This is a genomic window from Candidatus Paceibacterota bacterium (assembly GCA_035452965.1).
Lineage (GTDB): Bacteria > Verrucomicrobiota > Verrucomicrobiia > Limisphaerales > UBA8199 > UBA8199.
This window is the reverse complement of record DAOTCE010000064.1, coordinates 1-10,246: the sequence shown is the minus strand read 5'-3', so window position 1 is coordinate 10,246 and position 10,246 is coordinate 1. Positions and strand designations below refer to the sequence as shown.

Sequence of the window (10,246 nt, the reverse complement as noted above, 5' to 3'; positions counted from 1 at the left end):
TTCAGGGCTGTCCTCGCCGCCGGATGAATAACTTTGGGAACCGTATCAGGGAGGGGAAGGCTCTGCTTCTCGCCCCAACCACGCGTGAAACAACTTGCTGGAGGCACACGCTTGCTCCCAGCGCTGCAAGGATGGCGCTAGACCGTTCGGCCCGATTGAGAGGGCGATACGCGATAAACCAGGTTACCGCTGCCGCCAAGCCGCCGGCGATGATCGAAGCAGGCAGCGACAGCCACGCATGGGTGGTTCCAAGCTGCATAATTCCGAATGCCGCATACGCCCCCAACATGCAAAACTCGCCATGGGCAAAGTTGATTAAGCGCAAGCAGGAATAAATGAGCGCATAGCCCAAAGCGAGCAGCGCGTAAACGCTGCCCATCGTGATCGCAATGACGAGGTAATCCACAAAAGGGCTTCGCTTAACTCAATCCGCGGCCTTGGAAGTTCCGACGTAATCGAACTTCTTGTCTTGCACCCTCATTATCATGATATCCTTGTCGGCATCGCCATTCGGCCTCACTGTTATTTTGCCGGTGACTCCCGGGTAGTTTCGAGTGGCGAACAGAGCATCGCGCAATTTCTCTGATGACGTGCCTTTTGCACGGAGAGCGGCATCAATAGTGATCCGCGCCGCGTCATAGCTGAGTGCCGCCATGGTCGAGGGAAGAACCCCGTACCTCTTCTTGAAACCGGCAACGAAATTCTGCACCACGGCATTCGTGCTGTCGGAGGCGAAATGCCCTGTGATGTAGGATCCGTTTACCGCATCTCCTCCGATCTTGAACAGCTCAGGCGAACTCCATGCATCGCCACCGAGGAATTGAATTTTTAGCCCTACGGACGCGGCCTGCTTTAGAACCTGACCCGCAGTCGGGTATTCCATCGGCAAGAATACGGCCTCTGGCTGCCAGTCGCGGATCTGCACCAACTGGGCTCGGACATCAACATCCTCACCTCGGAGGAACGACTCCCCCACAATTCTGCCACCGAGTGCCGTAAAAGCACTCTGGAAAGCCTTGGCGAGCCCGGCGCTGTAATCATTGCCCTTTTCATATAACAAGGCCACCCGGGACAGCTTGAGGTCGTTTCGGGCAAAACTCGCCATGGCGCTGCCCTGTTCGGGATCCAGGAAGCAAACTCGCATCACGAAATTTCCCGCTTTCGTTATGCCAGCCGCTGTCGAAGCAGGGACCACAAGAGGCACCTTGAGCTCCTGCGCAAGTGGCGCAATGGCCAGCGTATTGGCGCTGAGGACCTCGCCGATGACAGCGTCCACCCGCGTCTGATCCGCCAGCTTTCTGAAAGCGCGAACGGCGTCCGCAGCATCCCCCTTCGAGTCCTCATAGTTCACCGAAAGCTGCAGCCGCTTCCCAAGCTCATCTTGCGCTTGCTGGACAGCGAGATCGATCCCCTGCTTACCCTCCTCACCAAATCCTGCAAACCGCCCCTCATAAGGGAGAACAACGCCTATTTTCAGGGTTTGTACCCCGATGGTTGCTGACTGAGAAGGGCCATTCGAAACTGAGGTTTCGTTTGAATTGTTGGAGGATTTGGAGCACCCAACTACTCCAAGAAGGGACATTCCGACCGTGAACAAACACGACAGGGTCTTCCTGTGCGTCCAGAGGAGAGCTTCGTGACCTTCGCAATTCATTGTATGACTTCCAGTTTGACAGGTTTTCCGTTCATTTGCGCAGAGCGCAGTTCCTAAGAACAATGCGGCGACTTTAGCCTGTTCGTCATCGAGCGATCAAGAATGCATTTGCGGGGGTGCTGTCGTCGGTGGGGGTTGAACGCGTTGGCCGGATGAGCGAGGTCGAGCGGTGCCTTGGGATGTTGGAGAAGCGGCCTAGGTGGTGCGTGTGAGAGGAAGGAAAGTCTAGCTTCGGGGTGCGCCGGCGGCGTCAGGGGTTAAGGCGAGTCGGTTCGGCTTGTGACTGGTGGCCGGTTTTGATAGGAAGGCGGGCGGTGCACGTGAATCTGGTCATCGTAGCGGTAGGGGCCCTCTCGTTTCATGGCAGCGGAAGAGGGCCTGAGACGCTGCGCTCAGGAGGAGGCGCTTTTTGTGGATGTTGCTGAATTCCTCCGGCTTTTCCCTTTACGTGCGCCGAACCTGATGTGGTTGCTGGGGGCAGGAGCGTCCGCTTCCTCGGGAATCGCCACAGCCGGGGATATGATTTTGGACTTCAAACGCCGCTTGTATTGCAGTGAGCAGGGGATTTCCTTGCGAGCATGCGAGGATCTTTCAAATCCAGTGGTGCAAGGGAGGATACAGAGGTATCTGGACGGCCGGGGAGGGTGTCCGGCGGGTGGTGCCGAAGAGGAATACTCGCACTACTTCTCGGCGGTCTTTCCGAACGAGTCGGATCGGCGGCGGTACATCGAGCAGCTCATTTCGAAGGCCACGCCCTCCTACGGCTTTCTTGCCTTGGGCGTTCTCATGAAGGTTGGTCAGGCGCGGGTGCTGTGGACAACGAACTTCGACCGGAATATTGAGGACGCCGCCGCGGGAATTCTGAAGACAACGGGCAAGCTGGTGGTATCAAGCTTGGACGCGCCGGGTTTGATGCGAGAGGCGCTACAGGAGGGTCGCTGGCCGCTTCTGGGCAAGCTGCACGGGGATTTCCAATCGCGCCGGTTGAAGAACACGTCGGAGGAGTTGCAGACGCAGGATGCAGAGTTGCGTCGGGAGTTGGTAGAGACGTGCAGGCGCTTGGGTTTGATTGTATGTGGCTATAGTGGGCGGGATCTGTCCGTGATGGCTGCACTCGAGGAGGCGATCGACGGGGGGCGGGGTTATCCGTCCGGACTGTTTTGGTTTACCCGAAACGGTGCCAGTGCACGGGTTGTTTCCTTCGTAGAAAAGGCACGGGCTGCTGGCGTTGATGCTCACCTGATCACCGTGGAGACGTTCGACGAGTTGCTCGCCGACATTGTCGCCCAGCTCCCGAACGTGCCCAAGGAAGACGTGGAGTTTTTAAATAGCAAGGTTCAGCGGATAAGCGAGGCGACCATGCCGCATGGTAGAGGTGGCTGGCCTGTTGTTCGTCTGAATGCCGTGGAGGTGATCAAGTTCCCGACGGTGTGTCGGGTCGTTCGGTGCGAGATCGGGGGCGTTGGTGAGGTGTACGAGGCCGTGGAGGCCTCTGGGGCTAATATTGTGGCGACCCGCCGGAAGGCAGGAGTTCTGTTGTTTGGCAGCGACGCTGAGGCGGCAAAGGCGTTTGGCGGGTTCAAGATGGATGGTAGCGATCTTTACACTATTGAGCCCCGCAGGCTGTGGTACGATTCGATCGAGGGCGGATTGATTTACGACGGTTTGGTGCAGGCTCTGGTAAGGGAGCGGGGTTTTGTATCGGAGCGCAGGCGTGGTCAGCGGATATTGCGGGTCGACACAAAGGAGGAGGGTTCCGCCAGGCTGGCGCCACTGAAGAAGGTCGTTAACGTGATCTGCGGGACGGTCGGGAAGACGTCGGTGCCGTGGGCGGAGGCCATGGAGATACACCTCGAATATCGCATGGGGCGGCTGTGGCTCGTAATTGAGCCGACGGTGTGGGTGGGAAGGCCGGGCGATGGGGAACGGGAGGTCGTGCGTGAATTCCAGAGGGAGCGGCACGCAGTGCGGTATAATCGAGTGGCGAACGAATTACTAGCGGCTTGGTGTGAGGTCATTTCGGCCCAGCAGCCGGTAGCGAAGTTGAGCGCATTTGGAATCAGTGACGGGATTGATGCCGTGTTTGAGATCGGAGATACGACGGCTTATTCCAGGCGATTGGTTGCACGATGAAAGCGCCCAATCCTATATTCCCTGAGCATAGCCGATTGGCAGAGAGGGATCTGCTGTTTCACCCTGACCGGAAGGAGGACCGACACCCGCACCCGCTCGTTGGCCTGACCTACTACGGGCCTTACAGTCGCTCGACGGTGAGCAGTGTGATTGATCCGATTCGGGTTGCGGTTATCACCCCGTTCGGCGGACTGAAGGACGTGGATCGGCTCTTTGGGGAATTTTCCCAGAAGCACTGGCCCCGAGAGCGTAAGAACTACCTTCCGGAGTTCCAGGGATTCTCACGGATCTTTGGTTTGAATGTTGTTAGAGCGGGGGTTGTGTTTGAGTTTCCACGCGAGTTGGACGACCAGGTTGCCGGGGCGGACGCTCCGCACGTATTGCTGGCGCAGGAACTGACGCGGGCGCTTTCCGCGGTTGGGGGGAAGAGAAACGAGTTTGATGTGGTGGCGATTTACCTGCCGAACCGCTGGGAACGGGGATTCTTTGGCCCGGAGGGGGATGAATTTGATCTTCATGATTACATCAAGGCTGTGGCGGCGGTGCGAGGGGTTCCGACTCAGGTGCTTAACGATGATAGCGCGCTAGCGTACCCCTGCAGGTGCAGTGTGATGTGGCGGCTAGGAATTGCCTTTTACACGAAGGCCGGCGGGATTCCATGGAAGCTCGCAGATACTGATCCGGAGACCGCATACATTGGACTGAGTTACGCGATGAGGCAGGTGGAATCTGATCGGCGGCGATATATTACGTGTTGCAGCCAGGTGTTCGATGCGGATGGGTCTGGCGTGGAGTTTGTCGCGTATGACACCGCTGATGTTCATGTGGAGCGAGACAATCCGTTTTTGGGGCGCGCGGACATGCGGAGAGTGGTAGCGCGCAGTCTGGCCCTGTACCAGCGACGACATACCGGTAGAACGCCTAACAAGGTGGTGATCCACAAATCGACTGAGTTTAAGCCGGAGGAGGTGGATGGCTGTTTCGACGCGCTGCGGGCTTCTGAGGTTGAGCTCACTCAGGTGCAGCAGGACGCGGGCTGGCGGGGGGTCCTGATTGACCCGCCCAAGGTGCGCGGGGCAGGCAAGGGAGCGCCGGCGGCGTATCCCTGTGAGCGCGGCACTTTCCTGCCTTTGGACGGGCGAACCGTCTTGCTTTGGACTCAGGGTAACGCTCCACGTGCCGCGCTGGACGGCAAGAACTTCTACAAGGAGGGAAAGGGTATTCCGGAGCCACTGCAATTGAAGCGATTTGCCGGGCATGGTTCGTGGGACGGGCCTTGCGATTCTGTGCTGGGGCTTTCGAAGATGAACTGGAATAACGATGCCCTTTACGATCGTCTTCCGGTGACGATGGCATACGCGCAGGTTCTCGCGCGAGTAATCAAGCGCATGCCGAGCCTGCTTTCTTCGACGTACCAATTCCGCTTCTTCATGTAGGAGCGGGCGGCCGCGTTACACCGGGGGCCGTGCCAACGAATAGGAGCTCTGCCCCGGCGTGCTCCGTCAGGCGGGGGCTTGTTTGGCTTTTCTCTGCTGACTGATCATGAAAGGGATGTCCGCTTTCATGTCGATGGCCCAGAGGGGCGGAGGAGCATCGCGCAGGCCGGTGCCTTTGAGGCGGGCGAATTTGCATTGTTTGGGATACAAGGTGGGGCCAGCGACTTCGCGCACGGCCCTGGTGGCAACAGTGGCCCCTGGCAGGACAAGGGATTTGCCGGCCTGCTCCGTCTTGCACAGTTGATTTACCGCCAAGCCGTGGACGTCGCCTTTGGTGAGTTCGACCTCGCCAACGTGTATCCAGACGCGGGCTTCCAGTCGCGGCATTCGCTGCGCTCGCAGCTCGTGCCGGCCGTCCGGCAGTATTTTGAATTGCAGTGCGCCATCGAACTCGATCTTCCAGCAGAGGATGTGAGGAAAATGATCGAAGGTCAGCAGGACGGCGTCGCCAATCGTCTTTGCGACTCTGCCGGTGATGCGCGGCTTCACCGTGTTGAGGGCCTGCCTAGCTGCGTCCTCGAACTCGCGCATTCGGTATATGCCGACGTCGTTGCCCATTTTCTTTGTGGTCGCGGTGGAGGCGACGAGGTCGGCGAGGACGAGATACTGCAGGCGACATTCGGGGCCTTGTGAGGGACGTTCAGCGCTCGCTGCCATAGCTAGAAGGAGATGGAGTGGCTCTTGGTCAGGGAGGAGAATCTGTCGGTAATTGCGGAGGCTTTGGCGAGGAGGTCGCCGAGGGCGGTGTGGAAATGATCGAGCGACTTCTGGGCGGGGTGGTTCGTGCAGCACTCGAGGATGGTCACGCCCCAGAACTCGACGGCGTAGTTGGTGGCCCGGGAGTGCTCGTAAAGGAGCGCTGCGCCTTGGTCTGGGGCACGGAAGGCCAGGGAAGCCGGGAGAGCCATGTGTAGATGAGACGGGCGTTGTCAGCGTCGCGAAGATTGTCTCCAGCGGGCAGGTACAGCGCTGGCGGATCGTCAACCGCGATGCGGGACTCGAGGATGCCGCCGGATGGAATGGCAGCGAGGAGAGAGGGGACCTTCGCTTTCAGGTAAGCCTGGCGATTTGCGGCTATGCCTTGCCTTAAGTGGTCCAAACCGGAAAGGGAGAGGAACTTGAGGTTCAAGCGGCACCTCCGTTGAGCTGGCAGAGTATGTCCCCGAGCCCGCGGCGTACGGGCTCCTTCAGGATTTCCTGAGCGCAGAGGAAGATTTGTTCTGGCGTTGAGGCGTGCGTGATCCCGGCTTTCTCGAGCTTGGCCCAGAGGCTGCGGCACCAACGCTGTTGGGCTTTTGCTTCCTCCAGCTCGTCGTCACCGAGGCGGAGGAGGTAATTCAGTGACTGAAGGATCGCCGGGAAGATGACGTTGGAGGCCAGGAGGCCTCGAAGCGTCGGGTCGGCGCGCAATTCGATGTAACTGTTGTAGTCGTCGTGTGAGAGCTCGAGCTGAATACGCTCCGAGTTAAAATCGATCGTGACGGGGCCGGACTTGCGGAGGTCCGATTTCCGGATGTCGAGGATTGAGGAGATCTTCTTAACAGGGTCTATGTCGAGAAAGGCGTCAAACTCAACCGTGGGAGCAAAAGCAAGAATGTCGCCGACACCAATGGAGAATGACGCGCTGCGGTAGTCCTGGTGCTGGCCTTCGATGCAGTAGGAGCGGATTTCTTTGGAGGCGATGCAAAAAGCGGAAAGTTCGACTGTTGACCAGACCGCCGAGGCAGGCAGCTCCAGATGTACGTCGGTGGTGGAATGCGGGAACCATGCGCGAAAGAAGGTGCGTGGACATTCGACGTGGATGCCGTATGCGGCGCGCCCGGCATCAACCAGGCGGTTCAGGTCGGTGCTTTGGTGCGAGATTTTACCGCGGATGCTCCATCTAGATGTGTCGCAGGTGATGTCGCCCTGAGCGCAGTCGAGCGAAAACGTGTTTGGTATGACGTCGTCGGAGAGCGGCGTGAGGACGGGGTAAGGCAAGGCCTTTGCGCGTGTGTTTCTCATAGGGTGGAAGCGCGAAGAGCGACTCTCGCGGCCTGTTTAAGCTGGATCTTGAGGCGTGCGGGTTGGCCTGCCTGGAGTGGGATGCCAGTGATGCGGTTGCCCTCGACGGTAAGAGGCTTGCCGGCCTCGTCCCATGCGGCAGCAAGAGGGCAAGAAATCGGGTGTCCCTCCTCGGTAACAGCGTCGACGAGGATGGCCCCGTCGTGGCCATCCGGCGATCGAGCAACAAGCTGATAGGTGCCTTCCTGAGAATCCTCCTGAAATGAGCGAAGGTCGATGGCAACTGGTCGGGGCTGCGCTTTGCCTCCTCCCTGGTCTCCGTCGGTGCCGGATTGGTTCATGCGGCCACCAGTCTTCTTGGCATCGCCCTTCTTGGGGTCCGAGACGTTTCCCAGCCGCTGAGCTGGCGGAGCAGTTGGATGCCGAGGAAATGCCGTGCATAACCGAGCGGGCCACCTCCGACTATCCTGGCGGTGACGAGTAGCGGATGGTGGTAGGCGAGCCAGCCCGCGTGGGCCGCGACGCGGGCAAGGTTGGAGGAGGACCCGTAGTGGGCAATGGGGTCGGGTGGCAAGGCGCGCGCGAGGAACAAGCGCTGGTCGTCAATTGGGCTGGTGGACGAACCTGCTACTCCTCGGGTCTGGAGCACGACGGAAAGGAGGGACTCGGCGTGTGCGGATTGGTCCCCGGTGAGGTGCTGGAGGGCCTGGAGGGGCTGGCCATCGGCCGCAAGGAAGGCGCCGTTGGTCCACGCGAGGTTGGCGAGGCAAGCGGGGGCGTCCGGGGCGCGGTGAATGCCGAAGAGGCGGCCCATAGCGACAAGTTTGGCGACGGGGTCCGGGTCGGGAGTGCGGGTGGCCAGGCAATCGGCCCAGAGTTCCTGGGCGGCGTCGAGGTTGCCCCAGAAGCCGGCGGGTATGACGGTGGCCGTTTCGCAAGCCAGGGGCTGGGCCGCCTTCGGGCCGGTTTTTGGCTGCACCTGATAATCAACTATGTCTTCCATGTTGGTCCTTTCTTCCGGCGAAGTGTTTTCTTCGCTCGTACCAAATATCATCGTGGGGGCCGGAAATTTTCTTACATGGGTGGTTGGGGGGTGCAGGGAGTGCTTGCACTGGTCGGGGGTGGTTGCGCACAGTGGGGGGCCATGCTCAAGCCAGACATAGCCCCACTTCAGGCCGGTGACGCCTCGATGTGGGAATTTGCGTTCTTCTGGCTTTGGCCGGTGGCGTGGTCGGCGGCAAACCGGCGGCTTGGGAGGGTGGCTCCGGCGGATGTCGAGGATGTGGCCATCGCGGCGGTGCGTGAGGCGGCTGAGATGGTGAGGGTTGGGAGGGTTTCCAGCTTCGAGCGACTGAAGGCGCTGGTGGGTGTCATTGCGACGCGCCGGGCGCTGGATCACCTGAGGCGAATGCAGGCGGAGCGGCGGCGGGTCAGTTCGACGGAGAGTATCGAGGGGCAGGAGGAGCTGGCGTCGGCGGCTCCTGGCCCGGTGGAGCAGGTGGAGGCGCTGGATCTGGCGGAGTTGCTGGTGGGATTGGCAGCGAGGCTGCCGGACCGGCAGCGGGAGGTTCTTTTGGGCTTTTACTTTGAGGGGCTGAAGCAGGAGGAGCTGGCGAAGAAGTTGGGTATGCCGATCGGCACTGTCGGGGTTACATTATCGAGAGCGCGGGAGGCTTTGCGGGGCGAGTTGGAAAAGCACCCGGCGCTGTTGAAAGAATTATTGGAGAGAGTGCGATGAATATGAGTAACGAAGAACGCTTTGTCGAACTCGCCCAGAAAGCGCTCTCCAAGAAGGCGCAGCCGTCGGAAGAGGCGGAACTGCGCGCGTTGTTGGCGGCGAGCCCGAAGTTGAAGAACGATTTTGAACAGATGGGTGCGGAGGCCGCGGCAGCGCGGGAAATTCTCCCGCTGCTGGAGGACATTGAGCACCCCCAGGGGCCGATTCCGCCGGCCCCGATGGCCCGACTGCGGAGGGAGGTTCGCGCCGTGTTTGCTGAGCGGGAGACGGGTCGCAGTGGGTTGCGGGATTTACTCGCGGAGCTGGAGAAATGGGTGAGGCGCGATCCGGCTCCGGCTACCCGACAAGAGGGCGCCAGTTTGGTGCAGGCGTTGCAGGAACTGCTGCTTGGTGGCGCGGTGCTGAGCGAGGATACCGCTTCCTATGAGCCTGCTCCTCGGAGGTTGCGGGAGGCTAGCTTTGCGGCGCTGGCTGCAAGTCCTCCTTCCCCGTCCATGCCGCCGCCGGCTGCAGGTGCAGCCGGGCGAACGCCGCGGCGCGAGGTGAGGAAGCGGCAGGGGGAGCTAATAGCGGGGCTTGAGCAGGTGGAAAAGCGGCTGAGTCAGGCGCTAGAACACCTGCATAGCTCGGGCATGGAGGCGGAGCGGGTTCTGGAAGCAATTCGGCGGGAGCGGAAGATTCTGGAGGAGATGTCTGCGAAGGAGAGCGACCGCCCCGTGGGTGGTTCGGCCTAGTCTGGCCGGCTTTGGCAGTCTGGTTCGCGAGCAGAAAAAAATCCCCGGCTAGGCGCCAGGGATGTTTGGCTTACGCCGCCACCGCCACCGGTTCGGCAGCGGGAGCCGGGGTGGCTTCGGGGTCCGGGCCGGACTGGCCAACAGGGGCCGCCGGGCGGGGCTTGATGACGCCGGCAATGAAGCGCTCGGCCAGCTTGATCGCACTCTCCATGGAGCGGCAGGGGTAACTGCGGACGTCCTTGTGGGTCGTGAGGGTGACCACGAAGTTGAGGACGCCCCGAGCGGGATTGCGGGGAGCGATGGTGACGGAGGGAGCGGTGAGGTTCTTGTTGATGTCTGTAGTGTTCATATTTTGTTTTCTTTGTTTCGGGCTTCGTTGCCCTTTCACAAAAACGCGCGGCAGGCGCAGGCGGCCAGTGGGAGTGGTCTTCAGATCGCGACATGAAGTTGTTCGGGTAATTGTTTGAACATGAAGTTGATGGATCAG

The 10,246-nt window shown here is 60.2% G+C and carries 11 protein-coding genes; 4 read left to right on the top strand and 7 right to left on the bottom strand.

The genetic code is table 11. The annotated features are described in order from the left end of the window. Positions 1-424 precede the first annotated feature (424 nt). Positions 425-1,654 carry an ABC transporter substrate-binding protein gene (locus P5205_22140; protein ID HSA13061.1) on the bottom strand — a complete coding sequence of 410 codons (1,230 nt, stop codon included), beginning with the start codon at positions 1,652-1,654 and terminating at the stop codon, positions 425-427. Positions 1,655-2,179: 525 nt separating this feature from the next. Here P5205_22140 and P5205_22135 point away from each other — a divergent pair. Both P5205_22135 and P5205_22130 read left to right on the top strand, forming a co-directional pair. Beyond that, positions 2,180-3,787 (top strand): SIR2 family protein, encoded by a 1,608-nt coding sequence (locus P5205_22135; protein ID HSA13060.1) that lies wholly within the window; start codon positions 2,180-2,182, stop codon positions 3,785-3,787. A gap of 35 nt (positions 3,788-3,822) precedes the next feature. Then, positions 3,823-5,223: a hypothetical protein gene (locus tag P5205_22130; protein ID HSA13059.1), complete on the top strand. Its 1,401-nt coding sequence runs from the start codon at positions 3,823-3,825 to the stop codon at positions 5,221-5,223. 66 nt (positions 5,224-5,289) lie between these two features. On the opposite strand, the gene P5205_22125 is transcribed toward P5205_22130, so the two are convergent. The 5 genes from P5205_22125 to P5205_22105 form a co-directional block, all read right to left on the bottom strand. Beyond that, positions 5,290-5,940, bottom strand: a complete 651-nt coding sequence (locus tag P5205_22125) for a hypothetical protein (protein ID HSA13058.1) — start codon at positions 5,938-5,940, stop codon at positions 5,290-5,292. A gap of 2 nt (positions 5,941-5,942) precedes the next feature. Beyond that, positions 5,943-6,191 (bottom strand): hypothetical protein, encoded by a 249-nt coding sequence (locus tag P5205_22120; protein ID HSA13057.1) that lies wholly within the window; start codon positions 6,189-6,191, stop codon positions 5,943-5,945. 217 nt (positions 6,192-6,408) lie between these two features. Next, positions 6,409-7,287 (bottom strand): hypothetical protein, encoded by an 879-nt coding sequence (locus P5205_22115; GenBank protein ID HSA13056.1) that lies wholly within the window; start codon positions 7,285-7,287, stop codon positions 6,409-6,411. Next, on the bottom strand, positions 7,284-7,628 hold the full coding sequence (locus P5205_22110) for a hypothetical protein (GenBank protein ID HSA13055.1): 345 nt from the start codon (positions 7,626-7,628) through the stop codon (positions 7,284-7,286). Before P5205_22110 ends, P5205_22115 begins: the two co-directional genes overlap by 4 nt. Beyond that, the gene (locus tag P5205_22105) at positions 7,625-8,290 is read right to left on the bottom strand and encodes a hypothetical protein (GenBank protein ID HSA13054.1); all 666 of its coding nucleotides are present in this window, start codon (positions 8,288-8,290) and stop codon (positions 7,625-7,627) included. The genes P5205_22110 and P5205_22105 overlap by 4 nt, the downstream gene beginning before the upstream one ends. Positions 8,291-8,431: 141 nt before the next feature. Between P5205_22105 and P5205_22100 the strand changes: the two genes are divergently transcribed. Next, positions 8,432-9,025 (top strand): sigma-70 family RNA polymerase sigma factor, encoded by a 594-nt coding sequence (locus P5205_22100; GenBank protein HSA13053.1) that lies wholly within the window; start codon positions 8,432-8,434, stop codon positions 9,023-9,025. Positions 9,026-9,027: 2 nt separating this feature from the next. Continuing rightward, positions 9,028-9,759 (top strand): hypothetical protein, encoded by a 732-nt coding sequence (locus P5205_22095; GenBank protein HSA13052.1) that lies wholly within the window; start codon positions 9,028-9,030, stop codon positions 9,757-9,759. A 70-nt stretch (positions 9,760-9,829) separates the two neighbouring features. Here P5205_22095 and P5205_22090 read toward each other — a convergent pair whose 3' ends face one another. Then, positions 9,830-10,108, bottom strand: coding sequence for a hypothetical protein (locus tag P5205_22090; GenBank protein ID HSA13051.1), 279 nt, complete (start codon positions 10,106-10,108; stop codon positions 9,830-9,832). Positions 10,109-10,246 lie beyond the last annotated feature (138 nt).